General features: G+C 56.4%; 24 protein-coding genes. 16 read left to right on the top strand and 8 right to left on the bottom strand.

Translation table 11 applies throughout. From position 1 onward, the window contains the following. From ACR0MI_RS15585 to ACR0MI_RS15575, 3 genes are all read right to left on the bottom strand, one after another. Positions 1-368, bottom strand: a 368-nt coding sequence (locus tag ACR0MI_RS15585) for a TadE/TadG family type IV pilus assembly protein (RefSeq protein ID WP_480854824.1), incomplete at its 3' end; no start/stop codon positions are given. 8 nt (positions 369-376) lie between these two features. Beyond that, positions 377-1,336 (bottom strand): Flp pilus assembly protein CpaB, encoded by a 960-nt coding sequence (gene cpaB / locus ACR0MI_RS15580; protein ID WP_170616087.1) that lies wholly within the window; start codon positions 1,334-1,336, stop codon positions 377-379. Positions 1,337-1,471: 135 nt separating this feature from the next. Next, positions 1,472-1,648 (bottom strand): Flp family type IVb pilin, encoded by a 177-nt coding sequence (locus ACR0MI_RS15575; RefSeq protein WP_170616089.1) that lies wholly within the window; start codon positions 1,646-1,648, stop codon positions 1,472-1,474. 522 nt (positions 1,649-2,170) lie between these two features. Here ACR0MI_RS15575 and ACR0MI_RS15570 point away from each other — a divergent pair. The 7 genes from ACR0MI_RS15570 (at position 2,171) to ACR0MI_RS15540 (ending at position 11,509) form a co-directional block, all read left to right on the top strand. Then, positions 2,171-3,001, top strand: coding sequence for a helix-turn-helix domain-containing protein (locus ACR0MI_RS15570; protein ID WP_170619042.1), 831 nt, complete (start codon positions 2,171-2,173; stop codon positions 2,999-3,001). 993 nt (positions 3,002-3,994) lie between these two features. Further along, positions 3,995-5,173, top strand: coding sequence for an acyltransferase family protein (locus tag ACR0MI_RS15565; protein ID WP_170616093.1), 1,179 nt, complete (start codon positions 3,995-3,997; stop codon positions 5,171-5,173). A 254-nt stretch (positions 5,174-5,427) separates the two neighbouring features. Next, on the top strand, positions 5,428-6,411 hold the full coding sequence (locus ACR0MI_RS15560) for a glycosyltransferase family 2 protein (RefSeq protein ID WP_170817255.1): 984 nt from the start codon (positions 5,428-5,430) through the stop codon (positions 6,409-6,411). A gap of 5 nt (positions 6,412-6,416) precedes the next feature. Continuing rightward, on the top strand, positions 6,417-7,358 hold the full coding sequence (locus tag ACR0MI_RS15555) for a hypothetical protein (RefSeq protein WP_170815668.1): 942 nt from the start codon (positions 6,417-6,419) through the stop codon (positions 7,356-7,358). Then, entirely contained in the window at positions 7,355-9,370 is a 2,016-nt protein-coding gene (locus ACR0MI_RS15550; protein WP_170616099.1) for a hypothetical protein, read from the top strand. Before ACR0MI_RS15555 ends, ACR0MI_RS15550 begins: the two co-directional genes overlap by 4 nt. Before the next feature lie 128 nt (positions 9,371-9,498). Beyond that, positions 9,499-10,497, top strand: a complete 999-nt coding sequence (locus ACR0MI_RS15545) for a glycosyltransferase family 2 protein (RefSeq protein WP_170616101.1) — start codon at positions 9,499-9,501, stop codon at positions 10,495-10,497. Positions 10,498-10,528: 31 nt separating this feature from the next. Then, positions 10,529-11,509 carry a hypothetical protein gene (locus ACR0MI_RS15540; protein WP_170616103.1) on the top strand — a complete coding sequence of 327 codons (981 nt, stop codon included), beginning with the start codon at positions 10,529-10,531 and terminating at the stop codon, positions 11,507-11,509. 6 nt (positions 11,510-11,515) lie between these two features. On the opposite strand, the gene ACR0MI_RS15535 is transcribed toward ACR0MI_RS15540, so the two are convergent. Continuing rightward, the gene (locus tag ACR0MI_RS15535) at positions 11,516-11,818 is read right to left on the bottom strand and encodes a DUF6476 family protein (protein ID WP_170616105.1); all 303 of its coding nucleotides are present in this window, start codon (positions 11,816-11,818) and stop codon (positions 11,516-11,518) included. Between ACR0MI_RS15535 and ACR0MI_RS15530 the strand changes: the two genes are divergently transcribed. From ACR0MI_RS15530 to ACR0MI_RS15510, 5 genes are all read left to right on the top strand, one after another. After that, positions 11,817-12,854, top strand: a complete 1,038-nt coding sequence (locus ACR0MI_RS15530) for an RluA family pseudouridine synthase (protein ID WP_170616107.1) — start codon at positions 11,817-11,819, stop codon at positions 12,852-12,854. The genes ACR0MI_RS15535 and ACR0MI_RS15530 overlap by 2 nt on opposite strands. 142 nt (positions 12,855-12,996) lie before the next feature. After that, complete coding sequence (rpoH, locus tag ACR0MI_RS15525; protein WP_170616109.1) at positions 12,997-13,899, top strand: RNA polymerase sigma factor RpoH; 903 nt, start codon at positions 12,997-12,999, stop codon at positions 13,897-13,899. Between the two features lie 209 nt (positions 13,900-14,108). Then, entirely contained in the window at positions 14,109-15,083 is a 975-nt protein-coding gene (locus ACR0MI_RS15520; RefSeq protein ID WP_170616111.1) for a Gfo/Idh/MocA family protein, read from the top strand. Between the two features lie 66 nt (positions 15,084-15,149). Next, entirely contained in the window at positions 15,150-15,419 is a 270-nt protein-coding gene (locus ACR0MI_RS15515) for a DksA/TraR family C4-type zinc finger protein (protein ID WP_170616113.1), read from the top strand. Between the two features lie 19 nt (positions 15,420-15,438). After that, positions 15,439-16,335: a DMT family transporter gene (locus ACR0MI_RS15510; RefSeq protein WP_170616115.1), complete on the top strand. Its 897-nt coding sequence runs from the start codon at positions 15,439-15,441 to the stop codon at positions 16,333-16,335. Positions 16,336-16,341: 6 nt separating this feature from the next. Here ACR0MI_RS15510 and ACR0MI_RS15505 read toward each other — a convergent pair whose 3' ends face one another. From ACR0MI_RS15505 to ACR0MI_RS15490, 4 genes are all read right to left on the bottom strand, one after another. Next, positions 16,342-16,578: a hypothetical protein gene (locus ACR0MI_RS15505; protein WP_480440186.1), complete on the bottom strand. Its 237-nt coding sequence runs from the start codon at positions 16,576-16,578 to the stop codon at positions 16,342-16,344. Continuing rightward, positions 16,575-18,395 carry a M3 family oligoendopeptidase gene (locus ACR0MI_RS15500; protein WP_170616117.1) on the bottom strand — a complete coding sequence of 607 codons (1,821 nt, stop codon included), beginning with the start codon at positions 18,393-18,395 and terminating at the stop codon, positions 16,575-16,577. The genes ACR0MI_RS15505 and ACR0MI_RS15500 overlap by 4 nt, the downstream gene beginning before the upstream one ends. An 82-nt stretch (positions 18,396-18,477) precedes the next feature. Beyond that, complete coding sequence (locus tag ACR0MI_RS15495) at positions 18,478-19,455, bottom strand: alpha/beta fold hydrolase (protein WP_480854815.1); 978 nt, start codon at positions 19,453-19,455, stop codon at positions 18,478-18,480. Continuing rightward, positions 19,455-19,745, bottom strand: a complete 291-nt coding sequence (locus ACR0MI_RS15490) for an SCP2 sterol-binding domain-containing protein (protein WP_170616121.1) — start codon at positions 19,743-19,745, stop codon at positions 19,455-19,457. Before ACR0MI_RS15490 ends, ACR0MI_RS15495 begins: the two co-directional genes overlap by 1 nt. A gap of 69 nt (positions 19,746-19,814) precedes the next feature. Here ACR0MI_RS15490 and ACR0MI_RS15485 point away from each other — a divergent pair, with 69 nt between their 5' ends. The 4 genes from ACR0MI_RS15485 to fdxA all read left to right on the top strand — a co-directional run bounded on the left by ACR0MI_RS15485 (position 19,815) and on the right by fdxA (position 23,990). Then, entirely contained in the window at positions 19,815-20,384 is a 570-nt protein-coding gene (locus ACR0MI_RS15485; RefSeq protein WP_480440189.1) for a tetratricopeptide repeat protein, read from the top strand. A gap of 21 nt (positions 20,385-20,405) precedes the next feature. After that, positions 20,406-23,213, top strand: coding sequence for a helicase-related protein (locus ACR0MI_RS15480; RefSeq protein ID WP_170619041.1), 2,808 nt, complete (start codon positions 20,406-20,408; stop codon positions 23,211-23,213). Between the two features lie 6 nt (positions 23,214-23,219). Next, positions 23,220-23,585: an RNA-binding S4 domain-containing protein gene (locus tag ACR0MI_RS15475; RefSeq protein ID WP_480854813.1), complete on the top strand. Its 366-nt coding sequence runs from the start codon at positions 23,220-23,222 to the stop codon at positions 23,583-23,585. Between the two features lie 66 nt (positions 23,586-23,651). Next, positions 23,652-23,990 (top strand): ferredoxin FdxA, encoded by a 339-nt coding sequence (gene fdxA / locus ACR0MI_RS15470; RefSeq protein ID WP_170616129.1) that lies wholly within the window; start codon positions 23,652-23,654, stop codon positions 23,988-23,990. The last annotated feature ends 44 nt before the right edge of the window (positions 23,991-24,034 follow it).

Here is a 24,034-nt window from a genome sequence, read left to right as displayed (position 1 = left end):
GTCGTGAGGCCGGCGCCGAGCGGCGTAAGATCTGAAGCAGGAAGCGCGGAGTGAAACGAGAGGGTATAGTCAGATGAACCTGAAAGCGCGGCGCTGCCATTCGCAAATGTCTGACTGTCACTAATCAGATTTGCCGCCGCATTTGTGGCCCGCGAAATCGCATTTGGTTGTCCGTCCAGCTCAGCGGCCGCGGCCAGGGCCACATTGTCCGCAAACGACTGAAGCTCGGCATGGGTAGAGTTCAACCGGCCAACATCCAGAGTGATCGCAAAGAAGCCGAGGAAAGCGACCAAGGCGGTACCCCACAGGATTGCTACCGTACCACGGTCATCCTTGATGAAATCGGATATGAAAGCAGCTACTCGCATGGCAGGGCTTACTGGCTGGGTGCCTGGCTGATTTTTATCGTTCGAGCGCGAGGTTTGACCTGCGGCGTCGCGACCGCCGGTGCAAGCTGAGCATCCTTCTGGGGGGGCGTTTCCAGTTCGGTGACAGGCTCGGCGTCTGTTCTCTCTTCCGCTTCGTTGAGCTGCCTTTGGATGGTTACAACCTCGGTCTCGGTTCCCCGACGTACCGTTACAGTTGGTTGAGCTTCGACTTTCTCCACCGGGCCTTCTTCCTGCAGAAGATCGCGCAGGCGAACCATTTCCATGGGTTCATCTTCAACATTATCCAGTGTTCTGAGCGTCAGACTCAGTGTTCCGGCCTTTTGAGCCAGCGCCAGACGTTGTCCCTGCTGTGGAGTGACCTCAACGGTTATCGTCCGGGCGATCTCAGGTTGATCGCTGAGTTCCTCTGACTGCTGATCCACGCCAATCACGCGGATGTTCTGCAAGATGGTCACCGCGCGAAGTTCCTGCTTCGCACCTTGTGTCAGGACGATGTCTACATGATCGCCCGGCGTGACAAATCCGCCAACCGCAGTCACGGCATCGACCTCGATCGCCATGGCGCGGGTGTTTTCTCCAAGTTTCTGAACCAGCGTGACTTTTTCACCAAAGTTCGAAACCTTTGAAAGAAGCATCACTTCGCCGGGGTAGAACCGCCCTTTGGCGCGGCGCAATTGGCGGCGGTTGTCGGGAACAAGAACGTCGATTTCCGTGAAAACTCCGGCCGGAAGTGCTTCGCGCGGCCAGGGGTGGATCGTAACGTTGTGAGCTTCGATCGTTTGGCCAAATGCGATCTCCGATCTGGCCACATAAATTTCGACCAAATCTGCATCAGGCGATACGCTTGCTGTGTTGGCCTTGAACTGAATATGGTCTTTCGCCAGGTAAACGGAACCGGAAGCTATCGCAATTCCAAACAGCGTAGAAATGATTGGTCTGATACGCATATCTCTCTCCAAAAGTCTCGCACTCAAATACGGAACTTCGGTTTTCCTGTTTTTGCGAAATTCCTGGCGGTAAATTCTGCGCCGCCAAACTTGAGTGAGGGCGCAGAATTTTTTGATGTTCTGACCTGGTTTCGGTCAGCAGGTTGCACTGCCCAAAGCAGCACAGGCACCAGTCACGTTTGTATTGGTGGTAGTGCCCAGATACGAAAATGCACCGACTGCAATCGAGGCGACCACCAAAAGGGCCAGTCCGTACTCAACAATTGCCGCACCGCTTTCGTTCTTGGCAAACTTCTTCACGAATTTGATCATTATTTCCCCCAAAAGGTTAAGTTAGTTTCAACGCTCCACATTAATGCAGCGCAAGCCAGGCAAAAAATGCTTTAGCTTGGAATCAGAATAGGGGCGTGGGAAACAGCATCCTTCCCTCAAAGGTAAAAATATTACACGCAAAGGATGTAAGTTGTATGTTGCTATCACTTAAAGGATTAAAAGAATTAACCCAGCATTAACAGGGTGTTAAAGCGCGAAAGAATCATCTCGGCTGTCAACAATGGCTCGGCCAAAGCTTCAATTGTAATCAATTTGATAGCCAGTTTTGGGGTGTGGAAATTTTTCTCTGGAGGGAGCTTGGTAGTTGAGAATATGCAGATATTTGAAAAAAATTGATAAATATGAATGAGTTATAGCAATCTGCTTGTGGCCCGTTTGAACGCGGATGTGCGCCCTGCGCGGTGAAATCGGTTGCTCATGGATTACGTGTAGAACAAATTTGTCGTCCAGGTTCGGACGTGTTTGGTTCGAAGATTTTTTTATCTAGTTGGGTTGTGGGGTATGAGTGTCAGTTTTGTTAAGAGCACCCACGCGAAGGACAGTTTTAACTTCGTGATGGAGTGGACGCGGGCCGTAAATAACAATGGCTCTATTCTAAATGCAGCAAATTTTTTAATGCGTCTGCTAAATGCGGATGCGCTTTTAATTGTCAGGGTTTCGAAAGCTGGTTGGAAAGTTAAGCACATTGCACGGTGTTGCGTCCAACAAGGGAAGATATGGCCGTCGCAACCTCAAACCCAAGCGGAATTGGTTTTCGGGGATTGCATCTCAAATGCAAAGCCGGGATCTATCTGGACATTAACGGATATGATGCTATCCGGTGCGGCACCAATGTCTCGCTATCAATATCATAAACCTGAAGGGTTGGTCGAAGTCATTGTGGTTCCGCTTGAGACAACCGCGTCACATATCGACTACATTGAATTGCACTACAGTGTCAGCCCTCTGGGACCCGATCTGGATTTGTTAGCTGTTTTGACTTCAACTCTTTCGTCTGGATGGAAGAACCGTTTGCCCGGTGCGATTTCTGCAAAGTCCGAGCAGCCCCGCAGCCATCGTCTGTCCGAAGACAGCGGCGGCGACTATGTCCCGATCCTTGATCCTCAGAACCCGGCGGCGCTCAGCAGATGCGAGTTCCGGGTTTGTGCGATGATGAGGGAAGGAATGACGGTAAAGCTAATCTCGGAAACTCTTTCGGTTGGCCCCGCAACTGTTCGTTCACACCTCAGTTCAATATTCTCTAAAACCGGAACGTCCAATCAGGTCGAACTGTTGCACCTGTTAAATCGGAACGCCCAAGCTGGAGGAAAGCTCAAGGGTTTTGCTTGTTGACAAGGCAAGCTTGTTACAGGTGATCGAAGCGTCTTGGCTGACGAAAGAGGGGTCGGCGTGTGAATTGCTCAGACTTTTGCCCGAAAAAACAAACCCTTTTACGTGATGGTCAACTGAACTCAAATCGGGTCATGTGAGTGACGAGGGACCCGGCGCTTTCCTTAATTGTCGATGACGTGGAGCTATAGCGTAAGGCTGCCCTGTCGTCGTACAGACGTTCCGGTCTGGCCTAGAGTACCGTCAGGCCCGGTTTTCAAATGCTGCGTCGTTTCTGTTTGCCTCGGCTTCTTCGCGCATCCATTCACGCTCTGATGTGCGATCTATTGCCCATGGCAAGGACGCCGGCCCATTGCATTTTGTTCTTGGGCTTTCGTAAGTGAGACTTTGGGGTGGGGACCCAGCCCGATTTTGATCCGCTACCGTCGAGAGGTTACCCGTGTCCCCGCTTGCTATTGCTCTGGCCCTTCAAGCACAATAGGCCGTCACCGTTCTGTAGTATCGTGCCGTTCTTCGTGTTCTTGATATGTGCTGCTGATTGCTATGCCATCCAGGCCCCCATCTTGTGGGAGGTTGGTTGCTACATGTTGACCCAATCCGAGACGGTCGGCATCCGCAAAACACACCGCAGCAAAGTGGTAAGGGTTACTTGCAACATTTAGCGGGGGTAACATGGTGCCTCTCGATCGCACCACTTTTTCAACGAAAATAGATAAGTTACAATAACTAACGTTCATTTGCGCTGTTGCGGACCAACCTGTAGCCACCCTACAGTTTCTCCATCTGAAAAATACCCAGTTTAGGCTTTATTTGACAGGCAATCTGGTCAAATAGGAGCCTTCTCTGTGTTCTGGTGCGACGATCAAAGAGACTTCGTCGCACGCGCGAAATGATGTGTATCCGGAAGCCTGAAAGACTGGTGTTGACCGCAACTGTCGGTTATGGGCAACGGGCATCGCGAAACCTACAAACCAAGCAGTACTTACTGAGGCGAAAATGGAGCACTCCGTTCAAAAGAACATTGATATCGAGACCCTTCGAGGGATTTCGATATTTTTGGTCCTGATCGCGCACCTGCCCTTTCTGATGCCTTGGACGCAGCTTACCTATGACTATACCTCTCGACTGCAGTTCGGTGCTGGCGTTGATCTGTTTTTCGTAATCAGCGGGTACGTAATCTCACTTTCCATTTTTAAAGAACTGGAAACCGGAAAATACTCGGCCAAGGAGTTGTTGCTTCGGTTTTGGATCAGAAGGTTTTTCCGCCTAATTCCCGCGGCGGCAATCGTCGTTTTGGTGACATTCGCCTCGGTTGTTCTTTTGTCCGGGTCAGACTTCTACACACAGTATGGCGGCATCGAGCATACAGGATACGCGGCTTTTGCCGCCTTGACCCAATGGCTGAACCTTTGGGGGTTTGTGCAGATTGAAAATGGGCAACCAATCTCTCTGCTTGCGCATTTTTGGAGCTTGTCGCTGGAGGAACAGTTCTACTTTTTTTGGCCCATATTGGTTGTTGTGGTGCTGCGCAAGCAACGTCTGGTTTTTGGGTGTGCGATTTTTCTGGCCATATTTTCCTTTTTGCAGCGGACGGATGTTTACGATTTGGCATGGTGGTTTCGGTTGGACGGCGTGATCTGGGGATGCTTTCTCTATCTCACAGTCCCTGTGCTAAAGGCACGCTATCAAATCCCGCGCAACAGGGTCGTGGCTGTTTTGACCACGGGACTGGGTTTGCTAATGGCCCTGGGTAGCCCTGCTGTATTCGGAGCCGGACCATTTGCCAGCACGCTCACAAGCATCGGGTGCGCGCTGTGCGTGTTCACGGCAACAATTAATGAGCGAGCTTTGCAATTCGCCGGATGGCCAGTCCGGGCAGTGAACTATATGGGGTCCCGATCCTATACAATTTACTTGTGGCACATCTTGATATTCTCGCTGGTCAAAGTGATGTGGGTTGAACTTTATCCCGGCGTTGAAAGCAGTTTTTCCGTTCCTATCGCGGTTCTGGTCGTGCTTTGCGTTGCTCCGTTTGGATTGATCATTGAATTCAGTTTTAACACCGTTGAAGCGCGAACCCGCGAATTCGGGCGCAACGTGGCGGCTTTGCTGGTGCCGGGCCAGACACACCAATCCCCACGCCGCATTGAGACTTCGGTTCAAGGCGTGCGTTAGCGCAAAATACACCGAGCAACACTCTGAAGGCTTTCACCTTGTCGATTTGAAGAACGTTTGGTGCTGTTTTTGGCTGAGTGCAGATCTTATGGATCTGGTGGCTGCTTGGGGTTCTTTTGGCACCCAATCCCTTTCAAAGGCGAGTGCGAAGGTGCATCAGTTTGTTCGGGATTGCCGGTTTGCTCGATTCCCGTCTCGCCCCGTTCTGCGTGCTTGTGTAAGACAGTGGGCAATTCAGATTGGGAACGGCTTGAATGTCACAGACCATTACCATCTTTACGACGATGAAAAACGAAGGCCCCTATATGCTTGAATGGGTGGCTTTTCATCGAAGTCTGGGCATCGACCATTTCGTGATATTCACCAACGATTGTGAGGACGGTACTGACGAAATGGCCCGCAGGTTGCAGGATCTGGGGCTTGCGACACATGTGTCGAACGAGGTGAAAGAAGGGGGAAACCCTCAGCACCAGATGTTGCGGCGGGCGCGGCGCCAGCCCAAAGTCAAGGAGTCTGACTGGTTATTGTGCCTGGATGTCGATGAGTTCTGGAACATCCGCTGCGGCGATAACAGCTTTGGCGCGCTGATTTCCCAGGTGGAACATCGCGCGGGGCAGCCAGTGGATGCAATCTCGTTCGCGTGGAAGCTGTTTGGCAGCGCCGGAAACATCAGCTTTGAAGACCGGCCCGTGACCGAGGCGTTTGTGATGGCGGATATGGAATTCCCGTATCACTCCAGCCGAGCTTTCGGCTTGAAGACGCTGTTTCGCAATAACGGAAAATTCACCCGGTTCGGTCCACACAGACCAAAAGGCATTGAAGACGGGAAAGAGGGCGACGTTGCCTGGTCGGATGCCAGCGGCAATCTGTTCCCTGCGGCAAAGGTCGGCTGGCGAGCCTGGCGAAACTTCGATCACAGCTTTGGTCGGATTCACCACTACTCGGTCCGGTCGATGGACGGGTTTCTGATCAAGCGTGACCGCGGGAGAACCAATCACATTAAAGTGGATCAGGGGCAATCCTACTGGATGGATATGAATGCCAACAAAGAGATGGACCAGTCCATCCTGCCGGCGGCCCGCCGCGCCGCGCCCTTGCTGACCGAGTTGAAGGCGGATGAGGAATTGGCCCGCCTGCACGAACAGGCTTGCAACTGGCACACGGCGAAAGTTCAGGAAATCAAAATGCGCAAGGACTGGGTGGACTTCCGGTCCTGGCTTGCGGACAATCTTGTTTGAGCATCATGACCGACCTGTCCAAAGAGCAACTGAAACCCGAGCACCCTGACCGCAAGACAGGGTACGAACGCATCCTGACCGACCCCGCACCGCCATGGTTTGTGGAACTGTATCCGGGCGGCGAAGGCAGGGGCTTTCTGCAGAAACTTGAACGCCACGCGTTTCTGTTTCACCACCGATCGACCTCTCGCCTGATTGTAAGCTTTGACAACATCGCCAACGCCAACGACCTGTCCTTTGCGCGCGAACCTTGGGGCTGGAAGTTTTTCAGGGACGAAGGATGGTCTCATCTTGGGGTGTTTGCCCGCACCAAGGCCTGGTATCGCGACACGGAAATCATTTCGTATCTGGAAGGAAAGGCCCGTGAAGGTTTTTTTGCCCAGTTCGATCAGGTGGTTTTTGCCGGTGCATCCATGGGGGGCTACGGCGCGCTGGCGTTTTCCGCTTTGGTGCCTGGGTCGACGGTGATTGCCTTCAACCCGCAGACTACGTTGGACGAACGGCTGGTTCCGTGGGAAACCCGATATCGGTTCGGTCGGGTCCAGGATTGGGATCTGCCGCTCAGTGATACTGCCGAAACCATAAAAACCGCGAAACGGGTTTATGTGGCTTTTGATCCTTTTTTCGATCTGGACCGGCAGCAGGCGGCGCGCTTGCAGGGGGGAAATGTCATCCCGCTGAAGACCTGGTGTTCGAACCATTTCGCGGCCCCGATGCTGCGAAAACTCGATTTGCTCAAGCCGGTTATGCTGGGTGCGATGGACGGCTCACTTGAGGCCGCAGATTTTTTCCGGATGATCAGGGCGCGCAAGCGTTTGCCGGTCTACATGAACAGACTGGAAGAGATGAGCCGTGACCGGCATCCGAAACTGGCACACGCAGCACGTCAGAGGTTTCGTGCCCTTCGCAGGCAAGCGGCTGCCGACACTGCCCAGGCAACCTCATGACCCCAGGCAGGGGGGTCTTCATCGGTCAACGCAAGGACAGAATGGGCGCGCGCCTGTTGATGTTGTTGACATGTATCCGCCTGGCCGAGGATTTCGATACTGATTATCGGGTGAACTGGTTCCCGCAAGGCGCGGATGCACCCGAGTTGGAACATCCACAAGAACTGTTTTCCAAAGCGTGGATGGCGGACCATTTCCTGGATACCGACGCGTTCGAAGCGCTGTCACAAAAAGCCCAACCGATCTGGAAATTTCAGAACGATAAGACACCGGACCGGCTGATCAAGCATCTGGACGCCGGGCGTGCGGTTCTGGTCGAGGAGGGGTTCCAGATTCTGGCGTTCCCCTGGGAAGACATTGAAACGATCCGCCCCCGCTATCGAGAGTTCATTCACCGGATCGGCTTCACCGACGAAATCCGCGCCATCATGGATCGTGCGGACCAGGCGTTGTCGGGGCAGGGGGTGTCAGCCTACCACATCCGCCGGGGCGACATTCTGAACGGGTTGCCGTGGAAACACTCGACCTGGCCCGCGAAGATTGAGACCGAAGAGCTGTACGAAGCCCATCTGGACAAGTTCGCCGACAATCCGGCGATCATGTTTTCGGATCAGCCAGAACTGATCACCCGGTTTCAGAAGCGCTATCCGCAACTGATGCGGATGTCGGACATTGCAGATCTGTCAGAGATGACCCGGGCCAAGCGTGATTTTCTAGAGCTTTATGCAATGTCCCGGGCGGACCAAGTGGTTGCCCCCCCCGTATCGGCATTTTCGATGGCGGCGGCCAGGCTTTCCGGGCAAGAGAACAAGATGTTTCGCGATGTTTTGTCCCCGCAGGAAATAAGTGAGGCCAACGAAAAGACAGTGGATCGGCTGCGCAAGGGGGCGAACGGATTTATCAACGCGTCAGAGGCTGCACATATCTACGCCAAGGCGACCTTCCACTTGTTCTCGCTCCAGGCTGAAGACCGGGCAGAAGAGTCACGCCAGTTTGCGGAGTCTTTGCTTGAAGCCGGGGCGGACAACGCGTTCCTGCCTTTGTTGAATGCGCTGAACTACTTTTACCTGCGCCGCTGGAAAGAGGCGCTGAAGCTGACAGAGCAGGCTTTGGAAAACCCCCATATCTGGCCCGAGGATCATGCCGTAGCCTGTGCATTGCAGGCCGCAATTCTGGGCAGTCAGAAAAAGCGGTGGCTTGCAGCACAGGCGTTCACTAGGTCCTTCTGGGCAAAACCGTTGAGGCCCGACGTCATCATATTTGGATCGCGACTGGTGTTTCGGGATCAGGTTTCTTATCGGGCGATGCCGCCTGTGGACTGGACAATTCAAAAGGCGGTCCGCAGATCCTGGTTCAACTTCAATGCCCATGTCGCTCAGCGTCGGGTATTGTCACGCCTTCCGTGCAACTTTGACGTGATCTTGCTGGACTGGAGCGATCTCGCACTCGACCAAAAGGCGCGCCGGCTGAATTCGAGCAGGGACAGGTTGGTTTTGTTGCAGGATTGGCTGGGAAACATGCAAAACCTGTCGGAGAAGTTGCAGGTGCCGCTGGATAGCCCGGAGTACCAGAGCTTTTCTACGATCCTTCGGTACCGGCTGGATGATCTACCGTTGGAAAAAGCAATAGATGTTTCCCGGAACGTATCAGGCCTTCGCCCTGAAAACACGCTGTATCTCAAACGTTTGGCCGAGCTGTACGAGGCGGATGGTGATTATTCTCAGGCGCGGCTCAAGATGGCTGAGGCTGTTGGAAATGATCCGGGAAATCCATTTCTGGTGTTTGCCATGGGTGGCTTGCTGGAACGGATCGGCGCGTCCGAGCAGGGGCAAAACCAGATCATCGAGGCGGCGGATCTTGACGACAATACAGCGGCGATTCAGGGGGCGGCCGGTCAGTTGTTGCTGAGGCGGGGGGACAAGAAAAAAGCCGCCGGATATCTGCGCAAGGCACGGGATCTCTGCCCGCCATACAAGCGGTTCGCCAATCAACTGAAACGAACAGAAACCTGACCGGGCGGGAGGATGACAGCGTTTGGGCGGCTTGAAGGCAGGTTCAAATATGTGAAAACTCGTGTAGGACTAACAGGTGATGTATCCGCCGAAACCGGGACAATAAAACCAACAAAGGGCAGTCAGTCATGAAGGAACAGGACCCACGCTTTGTCAGCGTGACCCCGATGAAGAACGAAGGGCCGTTTGTTCTGGAATGGGTGGCGCATAACCGGGCCATTGGTGTCGATCATCAGGTGGTTATGACAAATGACTGTACCGACGGGACGGACGCTTTGCTGCAAAGGTTGGACGAGCGTGGATTTCTGACCCATGTCGACAACAATTCACGCCGGAAGACCAGCCCGCAGAAACGGGCCTATAACACGTTTCTGAAAATGGAAGTTGCCCGCCCGCAAGACTGGGTTGTCGTGATCGACGCGGATGAACAGATCGTGGTCAAGACCGGAGATCACACACTGCGCGCCCTGACCGAGGCTATTCCGGACGCCCGCACGATTTCGATGACATGGCGGTTGTTCGGAAATGCGGGTGTTGTGCGCTACGAGGATCGGTTCCTGTCGGATCAGTTCAGACAGGCCGCGCGCGAAATGACCATCCGGCCGTTTCAGGCGTGGGGATTCAAGACCATGTTTCAGCGCGAACTCTGGGACGGGTTGGGGGTTCACCGGCCGAAGCGTCCGACAGTTGAAACCATGGCGGAATGCCACTGGTACAACGGATCGGGTCAGTTGATGCCCGATCGGTATTACGAAAGAAGCTGGCGGTCCGCCCGCGATTCCGTCGGGTACGAGTTCGTTCAGGTCAACCATTACGCGCTGAAGTCCTGCGAAAGCTATCTGGTAAAGAAGATGCGCGGTCGCGCTCATCATCTGGGTGAAAGCCTGGGGATGGAATACTGGAACATGATGAACCAGAATGCCGAGACGGACAGCGCGATCGACGTCGTTGCTGACCGCAAACGCGAATTCTATTACGACATGCTTTCTGACCCTGAAACCGCCCGACTGCATCACCTGACCTGTGATCTTCACCGTCAGCAAATCGCGCAGCTGCGGGAAGTCCCCGAGATGCAGGATCTGATGCAGCAGATGACTGACGGAGCCGTAGCCGGGAAGGTGGGATGACGGTTCTTTTTCAGGTTTGCGGAGACGCCTGATGCTTTGGCTTCATATCGGGATGCCTAAGACCGGCACCACCGCCTTGCAGGGTTTTGTTCGCACGAACGGCGGAATGCTGGACAAGGCCAGGCTGCGATACATGGAAACCGGTCGCCGGCGCCACGAAAACAGCCGGCTGACGATCAGCCACAATATCATCGCCTTCCACATAAACCAGACGCAGCAGCCGACAGACGGGTTCCGCGAAGCCATGGCTCTAGAATACGAGGCGCACAAGGATAAAACCTGCCTGGTCTCGTCCGAGATGCTTTATTCGGTAGATCTGGACCGGCTGGCGCAGATTTTTTCCGATATTCCGGCCCGGCAGATGCGCATTACCTTCTACTGTCGGCGATATTCCGACTTTTGGGAGGCGGACTATAAGCAGCGGGCAAAGAATGGTCGCTTGCCCGCTGGCGGAACGCAATACATCCGCGCTCGTCTGGACGAGATCGCCGAAAACCCCGAGCGGCTGAGTTACAGCGCCATGCTGACCCGAATCCGAAGCGCGTTTCCCGGCGTGACGGTCGCGCCTTTCCTGTATGATCGATCCGTAATGGCCAATGGAAATATCGTGGACGATTTCATGTCACGCATTGGTGTCACGCTTCCCAAGGGTAGCACGGCAAATCTGCCGTCCAATCCTTCACAGTCCCGCGCGGCAAGCGAGGCTTTCGGGATTCTAGCCCGGTCCATCGGGCGCCAGCGAACCCGACAACTGCGGCGGCTCGTTGTCGACGATCCGGTAATGATCCGGCGAAATGACGTGCTGGAACCGAAAGAGCGTTTGTGGCTGGACGAACATCTGGCCGCACAGGACACTGATTTTCAGCAGGAATTTTTCCCGGATCGCGATCAGTTGTTCCCGCCCGTGCAACTGAGTGACGCCGATTTACAGTTCCGCCGCGACTCGTCCGAAGAATATGAAGCACTGCGGTTGGCGTCAGAGATTGTTTTCCGAATGGCGCTTGAAGAGTGATCGCGCCTATTCGACAACGATTTCCTGCCTCTGCCGCCCGGTTGTCTTGTCGAATATCAATATCCGGTTGTCATCCGTTACGACCGCGTACCAGTTGTTTCCGATGGTCACGGCCTGTGCTTTGGCGCCGTCCGGCAGTTCGATCTGGTCGGGCAGGGTGGGGGTGCGGTCCGATAGCCGGATGACAATCAGCGCGAATGTCACTAGAACCCCGCCAATCATCACCACGGTCAGCAACATGACCATGCGCCGCAGCAACTTAAGCTGGGGCGTTTCCTGCGGTTCTTGGGGTTCGGAAGGGACAGTCATGGGCACCCGGCAGATTGAGTTTCAGATCGCGGCCGCTCCGCCGCCACGTCTTGATAAGGCGCTTGCGCGGGATGTGCCAGCCGAAGAAAACCTGTCCCGTACACGCCTGGGGCGTCTGATCGACGAGGGGGCGGTGCAGGTCGATGGTGTCGTGGTGGCCGATCCCAAGGCAAAAGTCACGGAAGGCGCGCAGGTCGTTGTAACCGTTGCCCAAGCCGAAGACAGTCATATCGGCCCCGAAGACATCCCGCTGGACATCATTTACGAAGACACGGATCTGGTCGTGATCAACAAACCTGCGGGCATGGTCGTTCACCCGGCACCGGGTTCGCCCAGCGGCACGTTGGTGAACGCGCTTCTGTTTCATTGCGGCACGGATCTGTCCGGCGTCGGCGGTGTCAGGCGTCCGGGCATTGTGCATCGCATCGATAAGGAAACCAGCGGGTTGCTGGTCGTCGCCAAATCGGATGCGGCGCATCACGGTCTGGCGGCGCAGTTCGAAGCGCACAGTGTCGAGCGCTATTATCGCGCGATCTGTTACGGAGTGCCGGACGCCAACGATCCACGCCTGCGCGGCGTCAAAGGTGTCAGTTTCGAACCGGGCAATGTCATGCGCCTGACCACGCAACTGGCCCGGCACAAGACGGACCGGCAAAAGCAGGCCGTGTACTTTCACGGCGGCCGCCACGCTGTCACGCGCGCCCGGGTCGTCGAAACATTTGGCGCGCCCGCGTCTCTGTCCCTGGTCGAGTGTTGGTTGGAAACCGGTCGTACACATCAGATTCGCGTGCATATGGCACATGCGGGCCACGGGTTGGTCGGCGATCCGGTCTATGGCGGTAAGCGCAAACTGGCCGCCCGCGCGTTTGATCCGGCGACGGCCGAGGCTGTCCGCGCTTTTCCGCGTCAGGCACTGCATGCCGCGGTTTTGGGGTTTGAACACCCGGTCAGTGGCGAAAACCTGCGGTTCGAAGCGTCCTTGCCGAATGATATGGAAAGCCTGATAGAACGGCTGCGCGCGCCGCTGACACAATAAGCAAACCCCTGTGAGTAAGAGTTTCTTATCTTTCCTTTATCAAAGTTTAATCTCAAACTGTTAGCAGCACCTCTTGAATGGGCAGGGTTCCTTACCCATATCCTATGTTAAATACTTAAACATTTGTCGGAGGGACATGAACATGGCAAATTACGCAAATCTCCCCGCGCCGACGCCCGAGGGCGGCCTGAACCGCTATATGCAGGAAATTCGCAAGTTTCCCCTGCTTGAGCCGGAAGAAGAATACATGCTGGCCAAGCGCTGGGTGGAAGAACAGGATACCGAGTCGGCGCATAAGATGGTGACATCGCATCTGCGTCTGGCGGCCAAGATCGCCATGGGCTATCGCGGCTATGGCCTACCGCAGGCCGAGGTGATTTCCGAGGCGAATGTGGGCCTTATGCAGGCCGTGAAACGTTTTGATCCGGAAAAAGGATTCCGTCTGGCGACCTATGCGATGTGGTGGATCCGCGCCTCGATCCAGGAATATATCCTGCGGTCTTGGTCGCTGGTGAAACTGGGCACCACCTCGGCGCAGAAAAAGCTGTTTTTCAACCTGCGCAAGGCGAAGGCCCGCATTGGTGCGCTGGAAGAAGGCGACCTGCGTCCTGAAAATGTTGCGCAGATCGCCAACGATCTGGGCGTGACCGAGGAGGAAGTCATCAGCATGAACCGCCGCATGTCCGGTGGGGATGCCTCGCTGAATGCGACCGTTGGGTCCGAAGGCGAAGGTACCATGCAGTGGCAGGACTGGCTTGAGGATGAAGATGCCGACCAGGCCGGTGACTACGAAGCCCGCGACGAGTTGGAAGCGCGCCGCGAGTTGCTGAGCGCTGCGCTGGACGTGCTGAATGATCGTGAGAAGGACATCCTGACCCAGCGACGCCTGATGGATCAGGCCGTGACTCTGGAAGAGTTGAGCACGCAGTACAATGTCAGCCGCGAACGCATTCGCCAGATCGAAGTCCGGGCGTTTGAGAAGCTGCAGAAAAAGATGCGCGAGCTGGCCCGTGAAAAGGGCATGCTTGGAAACAGCTACAGCTGACCGGACAGCCTTAGCAGACCGGCCGGAATTTTCCGGCCGGTTTTTTCGTGCCTGCGCTGCAGGACCCGGTTTCGAATTGCTCAGCTTAGAAAATGGCTGGATTTGCCTGACTTGGGTGTGATTCACTGCTAAAGGTACACCGACGCAGGCTGAACCCAGCCTTGCGACGAGGCTGCAACATTTCAGCAGGACAGTATTCGGAGTTCACGATGCAAAAGCCGGTTCAATGGGGCATTCTGGGTGCCGCCAAATTCGCACGACAGTTTATGGCACCTGCCATTCATGCCGCAGACGGGGCAAGACTGTCAGGGCTGGCTACTTCAGACCCTGCCAAAGCTGAACCGTTTCAGCAGTTCTGCCCGGATCTGGTGGTCTATGACAGCTACGATGCGCTTCTCTCGGATCCTGAGATTGACGCGGTATACATCCCGCTGCCCAATCACCTGCATGTCGAATGGAGCCTGAAAGCCCTTGATGCCGGAAAACATGTGTTGTGCGAAAAGCCGATGACCATGAAGGGCGAAGAATTCGACGCCCTGATCGGAAAACGGAATCAGACCGGTTTGTTAGCAGCCGAAGCTTATATGATCGTGCACCACCCTCAGTGGCAGTTCACGAAAAGGTTGATTGCCGACGGGGCGATCGGAAAGCTGGCACATGTGACCGGGGCCTTCAGCTTCGACAACCGGGCGGACACGACGAACATCCGTAATCGCGCGGAAACGGGGGGTGGTGGATTGCGGGACATTGGCGTCTACGTTATCGGCGGCGCACGTTTTGCGACGGGGCAAGAGCCTGTCTCGGTACAATCGGCAATTCGCTGGCAGGACGGTATCGACACGTTTACGGAAATCCGGGCGCAATTCCCTGACTTTACATATTCCAGCTATGTTTCGATCCGCATGCACCCGCATCAGGAGATGGTATTTCATGGCGAAGGCGGCGTGATCCGGCTGACAGCGCCATTCAACGCCCGGGTCTTTGGCGAGGCCCGTGTCGAATTGCATCGCCCGGGGCTGGAAGTGCAGGTCACGCGTTTCCCGGCGGATGATCACTACAAACTCCAGGTCGAAGCGTTCTGCCGGTCTGTTCGGGAAGGGGCTGACTACCCATGCCCGCTTGAGTTCTCGCGGGGAACGCAAGAAATGATCGATCAGGTTTTCAGTCTGGCCGTACCACTCTGATCCACCCACTTGCCTACCATGGCGAGCCTCGGTTAGCCTGTCGGGTACCCATTCAGGAGGTGCCCTATGGCTGGTGGTTGGGCGCGCGATGGCGCGGTAAGTGAACAGATTGAGGCGTCAATATCCGATGAGCTTGCACGGATGCAGGCGCAAAAACGCCCTTTGGGTGAAAGCCTGACCCATTGTGCCGAATGCGAAGAGCCAATTCCCGAGAAACGGCGCAATGCGATCCCGGGGGTGAAACTGTGCCTGGACTGTCAGCAGGAACGTGACGGGGCGTTCAAAACCCGCAGCGGCATCAATCGGCGCGGGTCGAAAGACAGTCAGCTGAAGTAGGTTCCAGCGGAGCGGCCCCTTGCAAGACAACTCTGCCAAGCACGTATCCCTCCTGCAAAACGGTCTGGTCCTTGGCTTTTTGGCTGCGTTCTTGTGGGGCACACACAGCGTTATCGTTCGCTATCTGACTAGTGATCTGGGCGGAATGCAGATCGCCACGACGCGGTTGTTCATCGCCGCGTTCGCAATCTACTGCATGTTGCGTGCGATGGGGGCGTCAGTTTCGATCCGGTTTGGGGACTGGAATTTCCGTCTGGCTGTGTTGTCGACGGTGGTGAACTACATTCTGTTCCACATCGGATTGGAGCATACAGGCGCGGCCAACGCGATGGTGCTGGAAAACACAGCGCCCTTCTTCGTTCTGGTGTTTCTCTACTTTTTCGCGGACACACCAGTTGGCCGGACCGAAGTCCTCGCGACGGTATTGGCGATCTTTGGCGTGTTTCTGACGGTCTACCAGGATTTCAAAGGTGGCGGAGAGCCTCTGCTTGGCGATGTGATGGAAATCGGTGCTGGCCTAAGCTGGGCCGTGTTCCTGATTTCCAGCAGCCGGGCTATGAGAGCCTCTGAATCCACGCCCGAACGTTTGAATTTCCTGTTTGGGATATTCATCTGTTCCGGCGTTATTCTGTTGCCGCTTTCCCTGTTCGGAATTCAGATGCCGACAGCAAACGATGTTGTTTTTCTGGTACTTCTTGGTGTGTTGCCAACGGCGTTGGCTTACTACCTTTGGTACGAAGCGGCAGCGCGGGTTTCGACCCTCACGGCCACTTTGATGTTCGCCGCTTCTGTGGTGTTCACCTTCATCAACTCAGCACTGTTTCTGGGGGCGGCCATCACGCCGCTGGCTGCAATAGGCGCTGCGCTGATCGTCCTGGCCATATTCCTCACGACCAAATCAAATGAGAAAGACTAGGGAAACCTAGCGAGATTTGCGCCTCCATCGCCGATACAGGTTGATGTCCATTGCCGCCACCATGATGCCCAACGGGATCATCCAGAAGCCTAGAATGGGAAGAAACCCAAGAACACCGCCGAGTATCAGCAGGATGCCCACGATGATCCGCCAGCCCCGTGGCACGGTTCGGCGAATTCGGTTCATGGCAGGGCGCAGGCGCGACTTCAATGCGGCCCAACGCCCTGTGGATTGGGTGCTCACCCCTCCATCGCCTCAAGTTCGTCAATGAAGCCAGAGATCATGGACAGGCCCTTGTCCCAGAACTTCGGATCGCTGGCATCAAGGCCAAACGGTGCAAGCAGTTCCTTGTGGTGCTTCGATCCGCCGGCACGCAGCATTTCGAAATACTTGTCCTCGAACCCTTCCGAGCCGCTGGCGTAAACGGAATAAAGAGCGTTCACCAAACCGTCGCCGAACGCATATGCATAGACGTAGAACGGTGAGTGGACGAAGTGTGGGATATAGGCCCAGAAGGTCTCGTACCCCTCCATGAATTCGAACGCGGGCCCAAGGCTTTCGGCCTGAACGCTCATCCAAAGGGCGTTGATGTCGTCCGGTGTCAGTTCGCCCTCGCGGCGGGCGGCATGCAGTTTGCACTCAAAGTCGTAGAAGGCGATCTGGCGGACGACAGTGTTGATCATGTCTTCGACCTTACCGGCCAGCAGCACCTTGCGCTGTTCTGGCGTTTCGGCCTGATCCAGCATCTTGCGGAAGGTCAGCATCTCGCCGAACACCGAAGCGGTCTCGGCCAGGGTCAGAGGTGTTGACGATAGCATTTCGCCCTGACCTGCGGCCAGCACCTGATGTACGCCATGGCCCAGTTCATGCGCCAGTGTCATCACGTCGCGCGGTTTGCCCAGATAGTTGAGCATTACGTAAGGATGCACCTCGGTGACTGTTGGGTGGGCAAAGGCGCCGGGGGCTTTGCCCGGTTTCACGGCGGCATCGATCCAGCCTTTTGAGAAGAACGGTGCTGCAATCTCACCCATGCGTGGGTCAAACGCGTTGTAAGCGTCCATCACCGTTTTTTCGGCTTCGGCCCAGTTAACGATGCGCGTGTCCTCCATCGGCAGGGGTGCGTTGCGGTCCCAAACCTGCATTACGTCCAGGCCCAGCCACTTGCGTTTCAGTTCGTAGTAGCGGTGGCTCAGCTTGGGATAGGCGGCGACCACCGCTTCGCGAAGGGCATCGACAACCTCAGGCTCGACATCGTTCGACAAATGACGCCCGGTTTGCGCGGTGGGCATTTTGCGCCAGCGGTCGACGATTTCCTTTTCCTTGGCCTGCGTGTTGTGAACCCGGGCGAAGGTTTTGACATTCTCCTGAAACACCGAAGCCAATTCCCGTGCCGCAGCCTCGCGTTTGCTGCGGTCCTGTTCGGTCAGCAGGTTCAGGGTGCCTTCGATATTCAGCTCTTCGCCATCCACGGTGAATGTGAGGCCGGCAATCGTCTCGTCAAACAAGCGCTCCCATGCATCTCCGACAACGCCCAGATCGTGCAGGAATTTTTCCAGCTCGTCGGACAGCTGATAGGGCTTCATCGCGCGAATACGGCGGAAAACCGGCTCGTAACGCCCCAGATCCGGGTTTTCATCAAAATGGGCACGCAGCACGGTGTCATCGATGCGGTTGATTTCCAGCGTGAAGAATACCAGCGGTGTCGTAAAGATTGTTATCTTTTCCTGCATGTCCGACAGGAACTTGGCTCGCTCGGCATCCGTGGTCAGCTGATAGTAGCGCAGACCGGCAAAGGACATGATGCGGCCGGCGATTGCATTGATCTTTTCGTTTCGATGCACGCATTGCAGCAGCTCACCCGCGTCCAGATCAGCCAGTTTGCCTTCGTAGTCCGAGGCAAAGGAGGCGCATTCTTTCTCCAGCCACTCAAGATCACGGCCAATCTCGGGTGCGTCTTCCGCCTTGTACAGATCACTCAGATCCCATTCCGGCAAGTTGCCAAGATTGTCGCCCCCGCCGACAGCGTTTGCGTCACGGACGGGAAAGGGAAGGTCGCGCATGGATCACCTCGATGTTCTGCTTTCGGAAACATCTAGGCGCGGGCGGCAGGGATCACAAGCGGCCAGAGTGACGGATCGGCGATTAACTCTGCAAAGCCGCATTAGGTGCGGCGTTTGGCTGGCTGGCCCTGAAATGCGCGGCAAGTTGATCAAAGACCGGTCCCCGAACTTCGGGTGATTCCATCATGACCTCATGTTCGCCCTCGGGAACTTCAATCAGCTTGCCTTTGGGCCAGTTGGCCATTCGGGCCCGAATGGCATCACGATCCACGATCCGTTCGTTTCCGCCCAGATACGTCAGGCATGGTACATCCGGCGCAGGCTGTTTCATCAGCCAATCACATTCCGTCAGCGCCTCGCGCAGCCAGATTGTCGACGGCGCCCCAAGCGCCATTTCCGGATGCGCAGCCAGTTGATCCTGCATCATCCGGTACATATCCGGATCGCGGGTCAGCATATTGTCTTCGAAGGGCTGAATGGTGACATAGCTGTCCAATGTCGTGGTCGGAGGCGTTTTCTCGCCCAGTCCGAATTTCGGCCCCCAATAGGCCGTCATCCAGCTGATCGGCCGCATGATTGTGGAAAAGTAAATGCCCCACATTGGCCCGGTGAAGGCACAGGCCGCAAAGCAGTTCTGCTCGATAATCGCCCGCAACGCTATGGCACCGCCCATTGAATGGCCGATCACGTACCAGGGCTTTGGCAGGTTCAGTTCTGTTGCCATGTGCAGAACGGCGCGGACGTCCTTCTGGTAATCCGGAAATTTCGCGACATGTCCGATCCGGGGGTCGTCCAGAAGGCGATCCGCCAGACCCTGACCGCGCCAGTCTATCGCCAGGAAGGCAAAGTGCCGTTTTGTGAACTCTCCGGCCGCGTTTCCGTATTTTTCGATATATTCCGTGCGTCCCGGAAACATCAGCACAGTACCGTTTGCACTGTCTTCAGGCACCCAATGCGCGACACGGATGCGTTTGGCATCCGAAGTTTCCAGCCAATGGGCTTTGCCAACGGCAGGAGCGCCGGCCACAGCTTCAAACAAAGGGGCCGGCGAAAAATCCATCAGGCCAGCACCGAGGCAAGTTTCATGGCAATCCCCATGTCTCCGTCCACGCTCAGCTTGCCGGACATGAACGCGCCGGTCGGGTTCAGGTCACCGCTGAGGATCTGCTCGAATGTATCAGCATCCGCGCTCAGGGTCACGTCGGCGTCTTCGTCGCTGACACGCGCGCCGTCTGCATCCAGAACGATTGAACCCAGATCTGCGATGGCGAATTTGGCCGAAGCATCAAAAGCCCCGCCGGCCAGTTTTTCATTCAGCGCGGCTGCGGCCTTTTCAAGAATCTCGCTCATGATCTTCCTCATTTTGTTTATGCGCCGAGAATGGACATCCCCGGTCGCAACGCTACACTGAACAATGTTATGAGCATTGCAAACCACAATCTCAAAGGTATCGTCGCGGCACTTGCAACACTGATGGTGTTTTCCACCATTGGTGCGGCCCAGCAAGCCGACTCCAAGGACGAATCCGTGCTGTTGGAGCAACTGGCACAGTCCACGCCCCGGCAGGCGATCAGCATTGACCGTCAGTTGCAGTCGCTCTGGTCGCAATCTGGCTCGGCCTCGGCCGATCTGTTGCTGGAACGCGGGCGCGAGGCGCTTGAGGACGGAGACGTCAAGGCGGCGATTGAACATCTGACGGCTTTAACCGACCACGCACCGCAGTTCGCCGAAGGCTGGCACGCCCGGGCATCGGCGTTTTTCGGTATCGAACGCTTTGGCATGGCGGCGGCTGATCTGGAACATGCCCTATCCTTGAACCCGAACCAATACGAGGCCATCTATGGCTTGGGTCTGATCTTCGAGATGCTGGATCAGCCGGAAAAAGCGTACGAGGCCTATTCCCGCGCTTTGTCTATACATCCCCATCACGAAGAAGTAACCAATGCAGTGAATCGTCTAAAGCCTCAGATCGAAGGCAAGGCGCTGTAAGGTCCGGGGCAGGGGGCAAAGGTGAACGGGTCATCCCGAATCGTGGCCGTTCTTGGCCCGACAAACACAGGTAAAACCCATTACGCGATCGAGCGGATGCTGGGACACAGGACTGGTGTGATCGGTCTTCCGCTGCGTCTGCTGGCACGCGAGGTCTATGACAAGATCGTAGCCGTCCGTGGACCCTCCGTCGTGGCCCTAGTCACGGGCGAGGAACGGATCGTGCCACCGCGTGCGCAATATTGGGTCTGCACGGTCGAGGCGATGCCCGAAGGCATGGGCGCGGATTTTGTGGCCATTGATGAGATCCAGCTCTGCGCCGATCCCGAGCGTGGCCATGTGTTCACGGACCGCCTGCTGCGCGCGCGCGGGACCAGTGAGACGCTGTTTCTAGGGTCAGATACGATGCGGGGTCCCATCGCTGCGCTGGTGCCCGAAGCACAGTTCACCCGCCGCGAGCGGATGTCGCAGCTTGTCTACTCCGGCTCGAAAAAGATCAGCCGAATGTCTCCGCGCAGTGCCATCGTCGGGTTCTCGGTCGACAGCGTCTATGCGATCGCCGAACTTCTGCGCCGTCAAAAGGGTGGTGCAGCGGTTGTTATGGGGGCGCTCAGCCCGCGTACACGCAACGCACAGGTCGAGCTATACCAGAATGGCGAGGTTGACTATCTGGTCGCCACTGATGCCATCGGAATGGGTCTGAACCTGGATGTGGATCATGTGGCGTTTTCGTCCCTGACCAAGTTCGACGGTCGCAGGATGCGACCTCTGGCGCCCAACGAACTGGCCCAGATCGCTGGCCGGGCAGGGCGCGGCATGTCCGACGGCACGTTCGGCGTAACGGGTGAGGCCCCGCCTTTGGATGATGGCGTGGCGCAGGCGATCATGGACAGCCGTTTCACGCCAATGAAAAAGCTGAACTGGCGGAACGCCGCCTTGCGGTTCGGCTCGATCGAGGCGCTGATCGACTCGCTTGAGGTCAGCCCAGACTACGAACACCTCATCAAGGCGCGGCCAGCCGATGATCTGAACGTGCTGAAATCTCTCTCGCAAGTGACCGAGGTCGCGGCGCGCGCCAGCGACGGTCCGTCGATCCGTTTGCTGTGGGATGTCTGCCGAATTCCAGACTTTCGTGGCATCAGTCATGCCGAGCACGCAAGTCTGTTGGAGGTGATCTACAACTACCTGCACGAGCGTGGAACGATCCCGGATGACTTTCTGGCGCGGCAAATCCGCCGGATCGACCGAACCGACGGAGATATTGATGCGTTGTCCAAAAGGTTGGCATATATTCGCACATGGACATATGTTGCGCAACGAAACGGTTGGGTACGTGACGAATCCCATTGGCGCGAGGAAACGCGCACTGTAGAAGACAGGCTGTCGGACGCTCTTCACGAACGTTTGACTCAAAGATTTGTGGACCGGCGCACATCCGTTTTGTTGCGCCGGCTCAAACAGAAGGAGGCCCTTTTGGCCGAAGTAAATGACAAGGGTGAAGTGACCGTCGAAGGCGAATTTGTCGGTCGTCTGGAAGGGTTCCGGTTTATCCCGGACAAAAGCGCGCAAGGAACCGAGGCGAAAGCTCTGAAATCGGCGTCCCTGCAAGCTCTCGCGCCGCAATTCCATCTGCGTGCCGACCGCTTCTACAACGCGCCCGATACTGAAATTGATTACACAGATCAGGGCGGCCTGATGTGGGGCGAATACGCCGTTGGCAAACTGGTTGCCGGGGCGGAGCCTCTCAAGCCGGTCGTCGAGGTTTTTGTGGATGAGGCTGCGGGGCCGGATGTGGAGCAGAAGGTTCAGCGTCGTTTGCAGCACTTCATCGACCGCAAGGTCGCGGCGCTGTTTGAACCGCTGCTGAACCTGTCGCGCGACGAAGAGCTGTCAGGCCTGGCCAAGGGGTTTGCCTTCCGAATGGTCGAAGCCTTGGGTGTGCTGCCCCGTACCGGCGTCGCGCAAGAGGTTAAGGATCTGGATCAGGACGCCCGTGGCGCGCTGCGCAAGCACGGCATTCGGTTTGGACAGTTCACAATCTTCATGCCGCTTCTGCTGAAACCCGCACCGACGCGTCTGCGACTGGTTTTGTGGGCCCTGTCCAGCGGATTGCAGGAGTTTCCCGAAGCGCCCCCTCCGGGTCTGGTCACCGTGCCTGTCGCCAAGGGCGCGCCCGAGGGGTACGACACGATGTGCGGATACAGGGATGCCGGCGAGCGTTCGATCCGTATCGACATGCTGGAGCGTCTGGCCGACATGCTGCGTGCAGAAGACAGCCGCGGTGGGTTCGAAGCCAAACCCGACATGCTCTCGATTACCGGTATGACGCTTGAACAGTTCGCTGATCTGATGCAGGGGCTGGGCTACAAGGCCGAGCGTGGCGAACGTGAGAAGGTCAAACCGGCGGCTGTCGAAACAGAACTTCCTTCGACGGATGCAGCCGAGCAACCTGTCGCCGAAGAAGTGTCCGCACCCCAAGAGGCAACCGAAGAGGTCGCAGCACCCGCCGAGGCGCCTGCCGAGGCCGCGACAAGCACCGAGGCGGCAGCCGAGGCACCTGCTTCGGATGAGCCGGAGGTCGAAGTATTCTACACCTTCACCTGGGGTCGTCAGCGGCAGCCGAACCGTGGCCCGCGCCGCGAGCAGGGGCAAGGCAAGGGCAAGCCGCGTGGCAAACCGCAGGAAGGCCGTGGAAAACCACACGGAAAGAAAGGCGGCAAGCCGCAAGGCTCCAAGACTTTCTCCTCCCGTCCTCCGAAAAAGGAAAAGGCGATCGATCCTGACAACCCGTTTGCAGCTGCGCTGATGGGTTTGAAGGACGGCAACTGACCCGAGATGGCCGAGGCCCGGCTGCGGATTGACAAATGGCTGTGGCAGGCGCGGTTCTTCAAGACCCGCAGCCTGGCCGCCAAACAGGTCAGCGGCGGACACGCGCGGGTAAACGGAAACCGTGTGGTGAAACCGGCGCATGCGGTCGGCCCCGGCGACGTTCTGACGTTCACTCAGGGGCGTATCGTGCGCGTCGTTCGTGTTGAAAAACTGGGCGAACGGCGGGGACCGGCACCCGAGGCGCAAACGCTGTACTCGGACATGACCGAAAAGCAGAACGCACCACCGCGTAATCCGGGTTTTGAAGGAAAAGGTCGTCCAACCAAGAAGGATCGGCGCGCACTTGATCTTTCTCGACCTCCGGAATGCTGATCCTCACTTGAAGAGCAAGCCATACTGAATTAGCTAGACGCCCAAACCGCAAACGGGAACGCCGCCATGACCTATGTTGTCACCGAGAACTGCATCGCCTGCAAATACACCGACTGTGTCGAAGTGTGCCCGGTGGACTGTTTCTACGAGGGCGAGAACACACTGGTCATCCACCCAGATGAATGCATCGACTGCGGCGTGTGCGAACCGGAATGCCCCGCCGACGCCATTCGCCCCGATACCGAGCCGGGTATGGAAGAATGGGTCGAGTTCAACCGCAAATACTCCGAGCAGTGGCCGGTGATCGTGACCAAGAAAGATCCCCTGCCAGACGCGGAAGAACGTGATGGGGAAGAAGGCAAGATGGAGAAGTACTTCTCCGAAGCGCCGGGTGAGGGCGGTTAAACGATTCGTCCTGGAATCTGGTGGGAAACTGAAAAGATTGAGGG

This window comes from Ruegeria sp. D4, from assembly GCF_056534475.1.
This window is presented reverse-complemented; position numbering and strand designations above follow the sequence as displayed.